We start from the raw sequence: 13,590 nt of genomic DNA, 5'->3' as shown, positions 1-13,590 counted from the left end.
GGGCGGGCATCCGCTGGTTAAAGGGTTAGATCAAGCTCGAAGCCGGAGGCGTGCTCATAGATGCCGTAGTTGCCGATGTCGGTGAAACCGAGGCTGCGGTAGAGGGCGAGGGCTTCCGGCTGGGCATAGCCGGTTTCCAGCCGCATCCGCTCGTAGCCGAGGCCGCGGGCGAGGGATTCGAGTTCACGCAGGATCGTTCTAGCATGGCCCTGGCGGCGGTAATTCGGGTTGGTCCACATGCGCTTGACCTCGGCGGTGCTGGCGTTGAACTGGCGCAGGCCGCCGCCGGCGACCGTCGTAGTGTCGTCGACGAGAACGAGAAAGCCGCCGGTGGGCGGATCGAACTCGGTACCATCGACGTCGTGCACGGAATCGCCGTCGCCGTAGCGGGTTTCGTATTCACGGTGCAGGTCAAGCAGAAGAGGGGCTACCTCGGGGTCACCGAGGCGCACGGATACACATTTCACGCTTAATAGTGTGCGCCTTGTTGGGGCATGCTCCTGACATCGGCCGGGAGGTCTCTTAGTAGACTCGACGGGTGTCAGTGAACCCAGAGTTGCAGGGGCGGGTCTTTCCGCCGGTCGCACCGTATCTTGTCGGCCGTGAAAAAGTGCGCGAATTCTCCCGCGCCGTGTTCGCGACCAACCCGATCAACCACGATCCCGAGGCGGCCCGCGCGGCCGGCCACCACGACGTTGTCGCTCCGCCCACGTTCGCCGTGGTCGTGCAGGAGGCCACCCTGGCTCAGCTTCTGGCCGAACCCGATGGCGGCATCGACTTCACCCGCGTTGTGCACGGCGACCAGCGCTTCAGCTACACCCGCCCGATCGTCGCCGGCGACGAACTCACCGCCACCCTCGCGGTGACGAGCATCAAGAGCCTCGGCGGCCACTCCATGGTTACCGCCGAGTCCAACATCGTTGACGCGAGCGGCGCGCACGTCGTGACCGCCATCTCCACCCTCGTCGTCAGGGGAGACGAATGACCCCCGTTCTGGCCGACCTGTCTGTCGGCGACGTCGTCGCCGAGGCGAGTTTCCCGTTGACGCGCGATTCCCTCGTGCGCTACGCCGGGGCATCCGGTGATTTCAATCCCATTCACTACCGCGACGATGTCGCGCAGTCGGTTGGGCTGTCCGGCGTGCTCGCCCACGGCATGCTCACCATGGGCCTGGCCGTGCAGCCGGTCGTCGACTGGGCCGGCGACCCGGCCCGGGTTCTCGACTTCCAGGTGCGATTTACTCGCCCAGTCTTCGTCGATGCCATTGACGGCGCCACGGTGTCCGTGGTCGCCAAAGTCGGCGCCATCGACCTTGACGCCCTCGTGGCCCGCATTGACCTGACCGTGACGTTCAACGGCGCGACCGTTCTCGGCAAGGCGCAGGCGCGCGTCAACCTGGCCTGAAACATGATTGAACCCGTTGCCCTGAGCACGCTCACCACCTTTCGGGTCGGTGGGCCGCCCGCCGCCCGGGTGGTGCCGGTCACCGAGCAGGACCTCATCGACGAGACCCTCGTGGTCTGGGGCATGGACGAGAATTGGTTGTTGCTCGGCGGCGGCTCCAACACCGTCGTCGCCGACGAAGGGTTCGACGGCATCGTCATCCAGGTGGTGACTCGCGGTATCGAGGTGCTCGACAGTAAAGCCACGGGCGAAGCGGATGCCGTCACCGGGCCGACCGATCGGGTGCGACTCCGCGTGCAGGCCGGCGAACCGTGGGACGACCTCGTCGCCTACACCGTGGATCACGGCTGGGCCGGCATCGAAGCGCTGTCGGGCATCCCTGGGTCGTGCGGCGCCGCCCCGGTGCAGAACATTGGCGCCTACGGCCAGGAGCTCTCCGACAGCCTCGTGGCAATCGACTTTCTCTCCTATGAAACCGGCGAGGTCGAACGTCTCGAGCGCGCCGACCTGGGCCTTGGTTACCGCACCTCAGCGCTCAAGCAGGGCCTGCGCGGTGTCGTGCTCGCAATCGAACTGGAACTGCACGATACCGCGGCCGAGGCATCCGTTTTGGGGAGCACCCTCGGCCAGCCGCTGAAGTATGGCCAACTCGCCGGGGCGCTCGGCGTGCAGCTCGGGGACCGGGTGCCGTTGTCGATCGTGCGGGCGACCGTGCTTGGTCTGCGGGCGGGCAAGGGCATGGTACTCGACGCTGATGACCCCGATACCTACAGCGCCGGGTCGTTCTTCACCAACCCGATCGTTACCGAGGCCTTTGCGCGCTCCCTGCCAACGGATGCTCCGCGCTGGCCACTCGAGCCGGAGCCGGCCGACCGAGTCATTCCACTCGAGGAATATATGGGCGTCGGGCCCATTCCCGGCGAGGAATCCGTGCGCCTGGTCAAGCTCAGCGCCGCCTGGCTCATTGAACATGCCGGCGTCGGCCGCAGTTTTCGCCTACCGGGGTCGAAGGCGGCCGTGTCGAGCAAACACACCCTCGCGTTGACCAACACCGGCGGGGCGACCGCCGAGGAAGTCGCCGAATTGGCCCGGTACGTGCTCGGCCGGGTACAGGCGGAGTTCGGCGTGAATCTGCAGCCCGAGCCGGTGCTGGTGGGACTCACGTTGTAGCTCCACCGATTGCCCGTGCGGCGCCCGTCAGTCGGCGCGGCGAGCGGCAGCGGCGATGCCGGCCACGACGAGGCCGAGTCCGACCGCGATCACGCCGCCGAGTAGCCACAGCGTGGGATCCGGCGGCGCCGGAAGCAGCGTGAAGACCACCATGTAAGCGGCCAAGGCCAGCAGCAGGATGCCCCAGAGAATGGTACCGAAGCGCGGGCGCAGGCGGTGTGTAGCCGCAGTTGCAGCGATCGGCAGATCGGTGTTTGGGGCGAAGAAGTCGGGCTCCCGCGGCGGAACTCTCGATTCGGGATAGGGAACGGTCGGGTTTTCCGAGAGGGTCGCGCCGGTCGTCGCTGCGGAGGATTCGGCGCTGGATTCGGCCGAGGACGTGCCTCCGGCCCACGGAGTGGCGGAGAAATCTTCGGTGGGGGTGTTCGCGCCGGTATGAGCGGCGTCGGGGCCCGTGGGGAAGAGCGGAGTGGTCATGGTGGGGTCCTAGCTGTTGGAGGAATTGAGCGTGACGACACCGGCGAGGGTCCAGATGCGCACGCGCGGCCCGTCGCTGCGGCTGCTCGCATTGAACGTGCGCGCATCGACGGCGAGCACGCCCGTGTTTTCGCCGTTTTCAGCGGCAACAGCGCGTCCGGAATACTCCACGCCGCCGACCAGGGCGTGCGATTCAACGCGCACCGGGGCATCCTCTGGCAGCTGAATGTCGGTGGCGCCGGCGAGCAGCCAGACGTCGATGACGGCGTGCTCGTCGAGACCGGGGTTGTCGAAATCGCTTAGGTTGAGCGTGGTGTTGCCCACGATCATGGCGTAGCTGGAGGTCGGGTCTGCCGTGGCGGAATTCGCGCTCGGAGACCAGACGGTGTTGCCGATAACCGAGAATTGGGTGCCCTGCGGAAACACTCCGAGCACGACGAGGGTGGCCGCAGCCAGAATGGCGAACCCGCCCATGGCGCCGTCGGTGCGTCCGCGGATTCCGGCGATGACGATGCCGAGCGCGAGCACTCCGAGGGCGAATGCGACGCCGAGAATGACCGCGTCTGGCGACCAGACGCCGTTCGCATTCACACCGGCAGCCACGGCGCCGGTGGCCAAGGCCAGGCCCAGCACGATGGCGCTGTAGCCGGCACCGGGACGGCGGGCGCGAACCCGGGCGCGGTGGGCTTGCTGGCGGGCGCGGTTCTGTTCCTGCCAGGCTCGATTCTGTTCAGAGCGGATGCTCCTGGCCGAGTCCGGCGCGTACGGATTGGTCGGGGCATACGATGTGCCGGTGGTCGGCGGGACGGTCGGTGAGGCGGTCGTGGACGTGCCCGTGGCTGCGAAAGCCAGGTTCGGGGCGGCTATGGTGTCGGGTTCGGCAGTGCCCGCGCTCGCGGTGGACGTGCTCGTCTGGGCGGAATCCGGCGACGGTTCCGCAGCATCCGTTTGGGGGTACATGCCCGCGTCGGGACCGGAAGTCGGTCGTGGGTCGTAGACGCTGCCAGGGCCGAACGGGCCGGTTGAACCCGTCGGGCCGGCGGGGGGAGCGAACGGCCCGAAACCGGGCCTCGAATCGGGTGCCGGGCGCGGTTTCTTCGCGCGGCGCACCAGATACACGACCAGCCAGACGATGCCCGCGGTGACGGCCAGGCCCCAGCCGAAGGAGAACACTCCGGAGAGCCTGTCGGTCCAGAAACCGGTTGGGTCGTTCCACCAGAAACCGCGGAATAGGGGTACGACGGTGAACAGGAGGAGCGCGCCGATGGCGATCATCGCCGGTTCGAAGCGGCCGCGAATGGCATCTTCGGCGTAGATGCGGCCGGCGCCGCGTGGTAGGAGTGCCCAGCCGACGGCGTACGCAAAAACGATGGGTCCGCCGAGAATGGCGAGGACGACGGCGATGCCGCGCACGATGAGGGGGTCGAGGCCGGTGCGGGCGGCAATGCCGCCGCAGACGCCGGCGATCCAGCGGTCGCCGTCCCGGTTCAGTCCGCTGCCGCGAATCCAGTCGAAGAAGCGGGCGAGTTGGTCGGGGCGAGGTGTTTGGGCCCGCGGTGTGTCGGTCATGACCCGAGTCTGACAGCGCGCTGAGACCGCTGCCATGGGGGATGACCCTGATTGAACCCTGATTGATGGCCGTGGAATCTCCACTATCGGTGGGGCGTGCTTGGATGAACAGGTGAGAACCGAACGGATGACCCGGCCCCGGCTCCGCCTCGTCGGCGGTGTGTGTGCTGGTTTCGCCGAGCACACCGGCGTTCCCCTCGCCACGGTGCGCCTGGTCACGGTGCTGCTCAGCTTCTGTAGCGGCTTCGGTGCCCTGCTCTATGCCTGGCTGTGGGTGACGGTTCCTTCTGGCGGCGCGGCAGCCGACCCGTTGCCTAAGTCGAGCCTCGCCCGCTCGAATGTCGCGTCCACTCTTTCCGCTGCCCCGATTCAGGCAGCCCCCGCGGCGCTGTCGGGTTCCGAGGCCATGATCGGCCGGAGTGGGTTCTCTCGGGCGGATACCGACTCCGGCCGAACCGCGCCCGTCACCGAGATTCTGCTCGGCCTGGCCCTGCTGGCTGCCGGAAGTGCCGTCGTGGCGAGCCGGCTCGGCGCCGACATTCCGCTCGCCGTCGTGGTGCCGGCCATTGTCGTGCTGGCCGGAACCGCGCTCGCCTGGCGCCAGTTCGCCGATATTCGCAGCGGTGCTGCTCAGCAATCCTCAGCGTTGCTCGTGCGCATTCTGGGGGCGTTGGTGTTGGTTGCGGTGGGCATTCTGCTGTTTTTCGTGACCGGAACCAACCCGAACGCGTGGACGGTTATTTTGGCGGCGGCATCTGTTCTGCTCGGTGTTGCCGTGGTGACCGCACCGTGGCTGCTGCGCCTGTGGAGTGACCTCGCCGACGAGCGCGCCGCGCGGGCCCGTGAAGCTGAGCGGGCCGATATTGCCGCGCACCTGCACGATTCGGTGTTGCAGACCCTCGCGCTCATTCAGCAGAAGGCCGGGCCGCACAGCGATGCCGCGCGGCTGGCCCGCGCGCAGGAGCGCGAACTTCGCGAGTGGCTGTTCACCGGGAGCCGCTCCGGGGGCACCGAACCGGCGACCGATCTGGCCGCCGCGCTGCGCCGCATCGCCGGGGAGATCGAAGAATACTTTGCGGTGCACTTCGAGGTTGTCACGGTCGGCGCCGGGGTGGGCGTGCGTTCGGCGGCCGGTCCCGAAGCGAACTCGAGCAGCACGGATGCCCCGGAATCGCTCGTCGCTGCCGCCCGCGAGGCCATGCTCAACGCGGCTCGGCATGCCGGCGGCGCGGTATCGGTCTACCTCGAGACGGGGGCGCGCGGCATCGAACTGAGCGTCACCGACCGCGGCCCGGGCTTTCGCCTCGACCAGATTCCCGAAGACCGCCTCGGCGTACGCGAATCCATTCTCGGGCGCATGCGCCGGGCCGGCGGAAACGCCGCTGTGCGCCCCGGTCCGGGCGGCGCCGGCACCGAGATTCTGCTGACCCTGCCGGCAGCGACGACCGCGCCAACCACCGATGAGCACCACACCGAAACGAGCGTGCGATGACCGACCACAATTCGAGTGACCGGGCGGCCACCGAACCGAGCGCGGCATCCGCTGGCCTGCGCGTACTCATCGTCGACGACCACTCCATCTTTCGCTCAGGACTTCGCGCCGAACTCGACGCCGACATCACCGTGCTGGGTGAGGCAGCGACAGTAGACGAGGCGCTCGCCCGCGTGATCGACCTGCAGCCGCGAGTCGTGCTGCTCGACGTGCACCTGCCCGGCGGGCACGGTGGGGGCGGCGCCGAGGTCATCCGTGAGGCGGCGCCCCGCGCCCCACACACCCTGTTCCTGGCGCTCAGCGTCTCCGACGCCGCCGACGACGTCGTGAGCGTCATTCGGGCCGGCGCCCGCGGCTACATCACCAAGAGCGCATCCGGAGCCGAAGTCTCCGAGGCGGCCCGCCGGGTCGCCGAGGGGGATGCCGTGTTCTCGCCGCGACTGGCCGGATTCGTCCTCGACGCCTTCGGTGCTGTCGCCGGGGAGACGGCCGAGACGACCGAGGAACTCGACCGGCTCTCCGCCCGCGAAACCGAGGTGATGCGCCTCATCGCCCGCGGCTACAGCTACAAGGAGGTCGCCGGCACCCTGTTCATCGCGGCCAAGACCGTTGAAACGCATGTCTCGGCCGTGCTGCGCAAGCTGCAGCTGTCGAGTCGGCACGAACTGACCGCCTGGGCGCTGGAGCGCAAGCTGCTTTAGCCCTGGTTCGGCATGACTTTACAGCAGGCCGAGTTCCATGGCGAGGGTCACCGCGCGGGTGCGATCCTTCACCGCGAGTTTCTCAAACACGTGCAGCAAATGGGTTTTCACGGTCGCTTCGCCGATGAACAACGATCGTGCGATCTCGGGGTTGCTCTCGCCTGCGCCGACGAGCCTTAGCACGTCGAGTTCGCGCGGCGACAGCCGTGCCGCTGCCGACTGTCCACGAACCCGCTGCACGAGCGTCGCCGCAATAGACGGAGCGAGCACGGTCTGGCCGGCCGCGACCGACCGCACGCCGGCGATGATCTCCTCCTGGGGCGCAGCTTTGAGCAAATAGCCGCTCGCGCCAGCTTCGATGGCACCCAGAATCTGGTCGTCGCTTTCATACGTCGTCAGAATCAGCACTCGGATGCCCGCCGCCGCCGCCACAATCTGCGCGGTCGCCGCTGCGCCGCTCTGACCGGGCATGCGCAGGTCCATGAGCACCAGATCGGGCTGCAGCTCCAAGGCCAGTCGAACGGCCTCGGTGCCGTCCGCGGCCTCCCCGACGATGGAGATGTCGTCGGCCTGGGCCAGCAGGCTCACGATACCGCCGCGCACGATGGGATGGTCATCGGCAACCAGTACGCGAATCATGCGCCGGCCTCGATGTGGGAGACCTTAGCGGCCAGTGCCAGAGCGAGGGGAGCGGGCAATGGCACGGTCACCCGCAGCAGCGTTCCGCCCGTCGGCCGGGTGCCAAGCTCCAATTCACCGTGCACGAGCAGTACCCGGTCGCGCATTCCGGCCAGACCGAAGCCGGTGTTGTGGTCGACGCGGGGACGGCCCAGGCCGCGTCCGTCGTCGCTGACGGTGAGCACTACCGTGGTCCCGATGCGTTCGATCAGAACGGATGCCGCCCCCGCCCCGGAATGCTGCCGCACGTTCGCAAGACCCTCCTGCACACAGCGGAGCAGCACCACCTCGACTTCGCGGTCAATGTCGCCGACCTGCACCGTGGCATCCGTCTGGATGCCTGTTTCTTGCGTGAAGCGATCGGCCAACCGCAGAATCGTGCCGGCCAGACCCATCCCGGGTTCGCGCACCGGTGAGAGGGTGGCGACCAGCGCGCGAGTCTCGGTGAGGGCTTCACGGGCGTTGGTTTCGATCAAATCGATGCTGGTCTGTGCGGCCGACACCCGGGCCGGGATAGCCGTGAGCTCACCGCGAGTGCGCTCGGCGAGCATGACCAGCCCGGTGAGGGTTTGGGCGATGGTGTCGTGAATATCGCGGGCCAACCGTTCCCGCTCCGCGGAACTGCCCGCCGCACGGTGCAGGGTGGCGAGCTCGCCCTGCGTGCGGGTGAGTTCTTCGAGCAGCCGGCGATGCCGGTCGCCGGCGCAGATGATGCGGGTCATCCAGGTTCCGAGGGCGAGAGCGAAGATGAACGAGATCGCTTCGATTGCACCGGCTTCGGCCGCTGCTGCCACTGTACCGCCGAGGCTCACGGTGAGGCCGAGACCGACCGACATGGCGAGGGCGGCGCTCACCCAGACCGCCGCCGCGTAGGAGCCAGCGAGAACCCAGACCACCGGAAACCCAATGGCTTGCAAGGTTGAGAGGTTTGGAGTGAACGCGGCGCCCACCCCGCAGCCGAGAATCACCGTCACCAGAAAAGCCACACTGGACGCCGTCCGGCCGGTGCCAGCAAGACGGATGCCGCGCCGCCCAAACCCCAGATAGGCCAGGCCGAGCCCGGCGAGGGTGGCCAGAGCTCCGCCCAGGCTCCCATCGGCCGGATAGAGGGTCGCCGTGATCGCCATGGCGGCGAGGGCCCCGCCGAAAGCCACGTCCCACCAGCGCGCACTCGTCATGGCTCCAGCATCCCACCTGTGCGGGGTGGCCGGGCGCTCACGCGTCGCGGCGAATCCACCGAAACGTCATCCGGCTCAGCAGCAGCCCCACCACAAGCCACACCCCGAGGGCTGCGGCCACCCAGACCAGGTCCCAGGATCCGGTCTGTTCGGCGGCCGCGAAACTGTCGGGCAGAAAGACCGACCGCATGCCCTGCGCCATCCACTTGAGCGGAAAGATGCTGGCCAGGTTCTGCATCCAATCGGGCAGGGCCGTGAATTGCAGGTAGACCCCCGAGATGAACTGCAGCACCAGTACCACCGGAATCACGACGGCCGTTGCACTCTTGCCCGATCGCGGCACCGCCGACAGCGCGATTCCCAGGAACGCGCTCGTGATCACACCGAACACGAAGACCCAAGCGAAGGTGGCCCATTTCTCGGGCTCGGTCGGCAGAGCGATATCGAGCACGAACCGAGCAACCAGCAGCAAGAGCGTTGCTTGCAGAATGGCGGTGACGAAGACCTGCCCGATCTTGCCGAGAAAGTAACTCAGTGGCGACAGCGGCGTGCCGCCGAGCCGTTTGAGGGTGCCGTCACTCTTCTCCCCGGCAATGTCGACGGCGAGGTTCTGCACGCCGGAGAGCAGCATGCCGGCGGCGAGCATGCCGGGAAGGTAGTACGCGCCCACGCTGACCCCGCCAACTCCGTCAGCGTTGCCCCCGATATTGCCAGAGGCGCTGAAGGCAGCGGTGAAGATTGCGAGCATGATGAAAGGAAAGAAGAACGTGAAGAACAGGGTGTCGGGCGAGCGAAAGTACAACCTGGTCTCGTAGCCGATGCGGGACAGGCCGAGAGCAAGCGTGCCCGGCGCTTTCTTCGGCGGGCGAGTGTCGGTGATCGTGGCGCTCATGCGCGCACGACCTGTTCCGTGAGTACGCCTCTGCCAGCGGATGCCGCCGTCTCGGTTCGCGCGGCAGCCGCTTCGTTGCCGCGCACGAGCGACAGGTACACGTCTTCGAGGCTCGGCCGGATCACCTCGAGGTCCTCGGGTTCTGCGCCGTTCAAACGTGCCACGAGTTCGGCGACGACCCGAGCGGGGTGGCTCGTGCGTTCTTCGCGCACCATTCCGTTTCCGTCACGCCAGCGCACGAGCGGAATGCGGGCATCCGCACCACCGATCTCATGGATCGAGCCGATATCGATCAGCCGGCCGTCGGCGATGATGCCGGCGCGGTCGCCGAGTTGAGCGGCCTCGTCGAGGTAGTGGGTGGTCAGCAAAATGGTCGTCCCCTCAGTTTTGAGCGAGCGAATGAGATCCCAGAACTGGTGTCTGGCCTCGGGATCGAAGCCGGTGGTCGGTTCGTCGAGAAAGAGCAACTCGGGGCGTCCGATGATGCCGAGCGCAACATCCACGCGGCGACGCTGCCCGCCGGAGAGCTTGCTGATGCGGGTTTTCGCCTTCTCCCGCAAGCCGGTGGCGTCGATGACCTCGTCGACGTCGCGCGGGTTGGGGTAGAAGCCCGCGAAGTGGCGCAGCTGCTCGGTGACGGTCACGTTGCCGCTCTCACCGCTGGCCTGCAGTACGATGCCGAGGCGCGCCTTCCAATCGAGGCCGCCGCGGCGCGGATCAACACCGAGCACGGTGACCTCGCCGCCGGTGCGGTCGCGGTAGCCCTCGAGAATCTCGATGGTCGTGCTCTTGCCGGCGCCGTTTGGGCCGAGCAGGGCGAAAGTCTCACCGGCGGCGATGGAGAAACTGACGCCGCGCACCGCCTCAACGCTGCCATACGATTTCTGCAGATCGCGCACCTGCACGATCGGGGGAGTGGATGTCATGCAACCAGAATCCCACTCCCGCGCCACACGCACCACCGCCGGTACGCCTACTCCCGCATCCACCGATAGACGGATGCCGCCCGGCCGCGGCTAGGCGAACAGGCGTTGCAGGCGCTGCACACCCTCGAGCAGGGAATCATCGCCGAGGGCGTATGACAGGCGCAGGAACCCGCTCGGGCCGAAGGCCTCGCCGGGAACGGCGGCGACCTCGGCCTGGTCGAGAATGAGGTCGGCGAGTTCGAGCGACGTCCTCGGGGTGACGCCGCCCCACGAACGACCCAGCAGGCCGGTCACGTCGGGGTAGACGTAGAACGCACCCTGCGGGGTTGGGGTCACCACACCGGGGATCTTGTTCAACTCGGCGACGATGAGCTTGCGGCGGCGGTCGAACGCGACTCGCATTGCCTCGGCGGCATCCTGTGGGCCGTTCAGCGCGGCGATTCCCGCGCGCTGGGAGATGTTCGAGACGTTCGAGGAGAGGTGCGACTGCAGATTCGCGGCCGCCTTGATGGCGTCCAGAGGGCCGACCATCCAGCCGAGGCGCCAGCCCGTCATGGCATACGTCTTCGCGACACCGTTGACCAGAATGGTGCGGTCGGTCAGCGCCGGAACGGCTTCGACGATGGAGACGGCCCGCACGCCGTCATACGTCAAGTTCTGGTAGATCTCGTCGGAGATGACCCAGAGGCCGTTGTCTTCGGCCCACTGGCCGATGGCCCGAGTCTGTTCCGGCGAATAGACGGCGCCGGTGGGGTTTGAGGGTGAGACGAACAGCAGCACCTTGCTGCGCGGGGTGCGTGCGGCTTCGAGCTGCTCGACCGTTACGAGGTAGCCCTGGTCGCTGCCGGCGAAGACGTCCACCTGCACGCCGCCGGCCAGGCGGATTGCCTCGGGGTAGGTGGTCCAGTACGGGGTCGGCACGATGACCTCGTCGCCGGGATCGAGCAGGGTGGCGAAGGCCTGGTACACGGCCTGCTTGCCACCGTTGGTGACAACGACCTGACTCGGCGACACCGCAAGGCCGCTGTCGCGCAGGGTCTTGGCGGCGATGGCCTCGCGCAGTTCGGGCAGTCCGGCTGCCGGGGTGTAGCGATAGTTCTTCGGGTCTCGCACGGCGGCCAGCGCCGCCTCCACGATGTGCTCGGGCGTCTGGAAGTCGGGTTCCCCCGCCGCGAAGCTGATCACCGGCCGCCCGGCCGCCTGCAGCGCCTTGGCCTTGCCGTCAACCTTGAGGGTCGCCGACTCAGCAATAGAGCCTATTCGAGTAGAAATTCGCTTGAGTTCGTGAGCCACACGTTGAGCTTAGCTACCTATCCCGCGCGCGGAATAGAAGGTACCCGACCCGATGAAAGTAGTACCGAGCCGCTAACGATTTTGTGCCTCACTGAACAGTGAGTGGCAGGGCCCGCGTGTCGGGGAAACGCGGCTCAGCTTTACAGTGGCCGGTCCGTGACCTAGACTGGTTTAAGGTAGTTGAATTCTGCCATGCTTTTTTGCGCCTTTTTCTAAGTGTTTACACCTAGTCGAAAGTGTTATCGGTATGGCGGGTTTGCTTCCATAGGGTGGTGGCTCAATTGGTAGAGCAGCGGTCTCCAAAACCGCAGGTTGCAGGTTCGAGTCCTGTCCGCCCTGCACATCGGTAGAAGTCTGCCGACCAGGAGAGGTGTAACAGGTGGCCCGAAAAGTTGTCGACGAACCTAGTGAGGAAATCGTCGCGAACGCACGAATTGCCCGCGAGTCCAATCGCGGTCCTTTCGCTCGGTTGTCCCTGTTCATCAAGCAGGTTTTCGCGGAACTGCGGAAGGTCGTCACGCCGACTCGTAAAGAGCTGCTGAGTTACACGGGCGTCGTACTGGTCTTCGTGATCATCATGATGGGCATCGTCTCGGCCATGGACTGGGTCTTCGGTCTCGCCGTGCTCTATGTGTTCGGAACACCGGGCTAATCTGCAACGAAGGCATCCGCTCTGGCGGAAGGCCTGTACTACCGGCACCTGCATTACCGGCACACCACGTGCCCAGACAACTTGCACACGCACAAAAATTAGGGATTGAGATTTAGTGACTGAGACGAAGCACGACGATGTCGACTGGGCCACTGCCGCCGAGCAGTCCTCCGAGGAAGACGAGGCGCAGGAAGGTAACACCCTCGCCGCCGACGAGATTTCCGTAGAGGCCGCCGAGCAGGTCGCCCTGCACGTCATCGACGAGAACGACGACGTCGAGGTCAACCTCGACGCTGCACTCGACGCCCTCGCCGAGTCCTCCGATCCCGAAGCCGACGCCATCGTCGACGACGCCCTCGACATCGATTCGGCCGAGGAAGCCGACGCGTCCGTCGAAGCCGTCGAAGACGAAGACGAGCTGCTCGCCGCCGAAGCAGACACCGAGGCATCCGACGACGACGCCGAGGTCGACCCGTACGAAGCCTTCCGCAAGGAACTGCGCTTTCTGCCGGGCAAGTGGTACGTCATTCACTCCTACGCCGGTTTCGAGCGTCGCGTGAAGTCGAACATTGAGAACCGCAAGCAGTCGATGGCGATGGAAGACTTCATCTACCAGTGCGAAGTTCCCATGGAAGATGTCGTCGAGATCAAGAACGGCCAGCGCAAGATGGTCACCCGAGTGCGCATCCCCGGCTACGTGCTCGTGCGCATGGACCTCGACGAAGACAGCTGGTCGGTTGTTCGCCACACCCCTGGCGTGACCGGCTTCGTCGGCAACGCCCACAACCCCACTCCGCTGCGCTTCGAAGAAGCCTTCGGCATGCTCAAGGGACTCGTCGAGATCGTCGAAGCCCCCACCAAGGCCGGCGGCGCCCCCGGAAAGTCGGCGCAGCGCGTCATCGCTGCCGAGGTCGACTACGAAATCGGCGAAACCATCACGATCAAGGAAGGTTCGTTCGCGGGCCTGCCCGGATCGATCAGCGAGATCAAGCCGGAGAGCGGCAAGCTCATCGTGCTCGTCTCCCTATTCGAGCGTGAGACTCCGGTCGAGCTCAGCTTCGACCAAGTCACCAAGCTCTAACCAGCACAGCTCTTACCAGCAAAGCGGATGCCCGACTAACGGTCATCCACGCTGGTTTCCCCAAACCACCGGGGCCC

At 66.4% G+C, this 13,590-nt stretch carries 15 protein-coding genes and 1 tRNA gene; 8 read left to right on the top strand and 8 right to left on the bottom strand.

All coding sequences use genetic code 11. The annotated features are described in order from the left end of the window. Positions 1–17 precede the first annotated feature (17 nt). Entirely contained in the window at positions 18–467 is a 450-nt protein-coding gene (locus CJ028_RS11400; RefSeq protein ID WP_161498964.1) for a GNAT family N-acetyltransferase, read from the bottom strand. A gap of 71 nt (positions 468–538) precedes the next feature. Here CJ028_RS11400 and CJ028_RS11395 point away from each other — a divergent pair, with 71 nt between their 5' ends. The 3 genes from CJ028_RS11395 to CJ028_RS11385 are packed head-to-tail and all read left to right on the top strand — an operon-like array spanning position 539 to position 2,574. Continuing rightward, positions 539–985 (top strand): FAS1-like dehydratase domain-containing protein, encoded by a 447-nt coding sequence (locus CJ028_RS11395; RefSeq protein WP_105035368.1) that lies wholly within the window; start codon positions 539–541, stop codon positions 983–985. Beyond that, positions 982–1,404 (top strand): MaoC family dehydratase, encoded by a 423-nt coding sequence (locus CJ028_RS11390; RefSeq protein ID WP_105035367.1) that lies wholly within the window; start codon positions 982–984, stop codon positions 1,402–1,404. Before CJ028_RS11395 ends, CJ028_RS11390 begins: the two co-directional genes overlap by 4 nt. Positions 1,405–1,407: 3 nt before the next feature. Further along, complete coding sequence (locus CJ028_RS11385) at positions 1,408–2,574, top strand: UDP-N-acetylmuramate dehydrogenase (protein WP_105035366.1); 1,167 nt, start codon at positions 1,408–1,410, stop codon at positions 2,572–2,574. A gap of 27 nt (positions 2,575–2,601) precedes the next feature. Here the strand turns inward: CJ028_RS11385 and CJ028_RS11380 are convergent, their stop codons facing one another. Continuing rightward, the gene (locus CJ028_RS11380; RefSeq protein ID WP_105035365.1) at positions 2,602–3,051 is read right to left on the bottom strand and encodes a hypothetical protein; all 450 of its coding nucleotides are present in this window, start codon (positions 3,049–3,051) and stop codon (positions 2,602–2,604) included. A 9-nt stretch (positions 3,052–3,060) separates the two neighbouring features. Next, entirely contained in the window at positions 3,061–4,620 is a 1,560-nt protein-coding gene (locus tag CJ028_RS11375) for a PspC domain-containing protein (RefSeq protein WP_161498963.1), read from the bottom strand. Positions 4,621–4,732: 112 nt separating this feature from the next. Here CJ028_RS11375 and CJ028_RS11370 point away from each other — a divergent pair, with 112 nt between their 5' ends. Both CJ028_RS11370 and CJ028_RS11365 read left to right on the top strand, forming a co-directional pair. After that, entirely contained in the window at positions 4,733–6,112 is a 1,380-nt protein-coding gene (locus tag CJ028_RS11370) for an ATP-binding protein (RefSeq protein WP_240607215.1), read from the top strand. Continuing rightward, positions 6,109–6,813 (top strand): LuxR C-terminal-related transcriptional regulator, encoded by a 705-nt coding sequence (locus CJ028_RS11365; RefSeq protein ID WP_105035362.1) that lies wholly within the window; start codon positions 6,109–6,111, stop codon positions 6,811–6,813. Before CJ028_RS11370 ends, CJ028_RS11365 begins: the two co-directional genes overlap by 4 nt. An 18-nt stretch (positions 6,814–6,831) precedes the next feature. Here CJ028_RS11365 and CJ028_RS11360 read toward each other — a convergent pair whose 3' ends face one another. The 5 genes from CJ028_RS11360 to CJ028_RS11340 all read right to left on the bottom strand — a co-directional run bounded on the left by CJ028_RS11360 (position 6,832) and on the right by CJ028_RS11340 (position 11,780). Next, positions 6,832–7,452, bottom strand: coding sequence for a response regulator (locus CJ028_RS11360; RefSeq protein WP_105035361.1), 621 nt, complete (start codon positions 7,450–7,452; stop codon positions 6,832–6,834). Next, positions 7,449–8,669 carry a sensor histidine kinase gene (locus tag CJ028_RS11355; protein WP_105035360.1) on the bottom strand — a complete coding sequence of 407 codons (1,221 nt, stop codon included), beginning with the start codon at positions 8,667–8,669 and terminating at the stop codon, positions 7,449–7,451. Before CJ028_RS11355 ends, CJ028_RS11360 begins: the two co-directional genes overlap by 4 nt. A gap of 37 nt (positions 8,670–8,706) precedes the next feature. Beyond that, positions 8,707–9,561, bottom strand: coding sequence for an ABC transporter permease (locus CJ028_RS11350; RefSeq protein WP_105035359.1), 855 nt, complete (start codon positions 9,559–9,561; stop codon positions 8,707–8,709). Further along, positions 9,558–10,487, bottom strand: a complete 930-nt coding sequence (locus CJ028_RS11345) for an ABC transporter ATP-binding protein (protein WP_105035358.1) — start codon at positions 10,485–10,487, stop codon at positions 9,558–9,560. Before CJ028_RS11345 ends, CJ028_RS11350 begins: the two co-directional genes overlap by 4 nt. A 90-nt stretch (positions 10,488–10,577) precedes the next feature. Next, positions 10,578–11,780 carry a pyridoxal phosphate-dependent aminotransferase gene (locus CJ028_RS11340; protein WP_105035357.1) on the bottom strand — a complete coding sequence of 401 codons (1,203 nt, stop codon included), beginning with the start codon at positions 11,778–11,780 and terminating at the stop codon, positions 10,578–10,580. Between the two features lie 266 nt (positions 11,781–12,046). On the opposite strand from CJ028_RS11340, the gene CJ028_RS11335 reads away from it, so the two are divergent. The 3 genes from CJ028_RS11335 (at position 12,047) to nusG (ending at position 13,513) form a co-directional block, all read left to right on the top strand. Then, positions 12,047–12,119 (top strand) — tRNA-Trp (locus CJ028_RS11335). Between the two features lie 40 nt (positions 12,120–12,159). After that, positions 12,160–12,432 carry a preprotein translocase subunit SecE gene (secE, locus tag CJ028_RS11330; RefSeq protein WP_105035356.1) on the top strand — a complete coding sequence of 91 codons (273 nt, stop codon included), beginning with the start codon at positions 12,160–12,162 and terminating at the stop codon, positions 12,430–12,432. Positions 12,433–12,547: 115 nt separating this feature from the next. Continuing rightward, positions 12,548–13,513 (top strand): transcription termination/antitermination protein NusG, encoded by a 966-nt coding sequence (nusG, locus tag CJ028_RS11325; RefSeq protein WP_105035355.1) that lies wholly within the window; start codon positions 12,548–12,550, stop codon positions 13,511–13,513. The last annotated feature ends 77 nt before the right edge of the window (positions 13,514–13,590 follow it).

The organism is Cryobacterium aureum (assembly GCF_002954245.1).
Taxonomy (GTDB): Bacteria; Actinomycetota; Actinomycetes; order Actinomycetales; family Microbacteriaceae; genus Cryobacterium; species Cryobacterium aureum.
The sequence above is the reverse complement of the archived record's forward strand: the minus strand, read 5'-3'. Positions and strand labels throughout refer to the sequence as shown.

Bases quoted from the DNA above. Each gene is read 5' to 3' on its own strand.
- CJ028_RS11375 (WP_161498963.1), bottom strand. From the start codon at position 4,620: ATGACCGACACACCGCGGGCCCAAACACCTCGCCCCGACCAACTCGCC.
- CJ028_RS11385 (WP_105035366.1), top strand. From the start codon at position 1,408: ATGATTGAACCCGTTGCCCTGAGCACGCTCACCACCTTTCGGGTCGGT.
- CJ028_RS11345 (WP_105035358.1), bottom strand. From the start codon at position 10,487: ATGACATCCACTCCCCCGATCGTGCAGGTGCGCGATCTGCAGAAATCG.
- CJ028_RS11360 (WP_105035361.1), bottom strand. From the start codon at position 7,452: ATGATTCGCGTACTGGTTGCCGATGACCATCCCATCGTGCGCGGCGGT.
- CJ028_RS11390 (WP_105035367.1), top strand. From the start codon at position 982: ATGACCCCCGTTCTGGCCGACCTGTCTGTCGGCGACGTCGTCGCCGAG.
- CJ028_RS11380 (WP_105035365.1), bottom strand. From the start codon at position 3,051: ATGACCACTCCGCTCTTCCCCACGGGCCCCGACGCCGCTCATACCGGC.
- CJ028_RS11365 (WP_105035362.1), top strand. From the start codon at position 6,109: ATGACCGACCACAATTCGAGTGACCGGGCGGCCACCGAACCGAGCGCG.
- CJ028_RS11355 (WP_105035360.1), bottom strand. From the start codon at position 8,669: ATGACGAGTGCGCGCTGGTGGGACGTGGCTTTCGGCGGGGCCCTCGCC.
- CJ028_RS11350 (WP_105035359.1), bottom strand. From the start codon at position 9,561: ATGAGCGCCACGATCACCGACACTCGCCCGCCGAAGAAAGCGCCGGGC.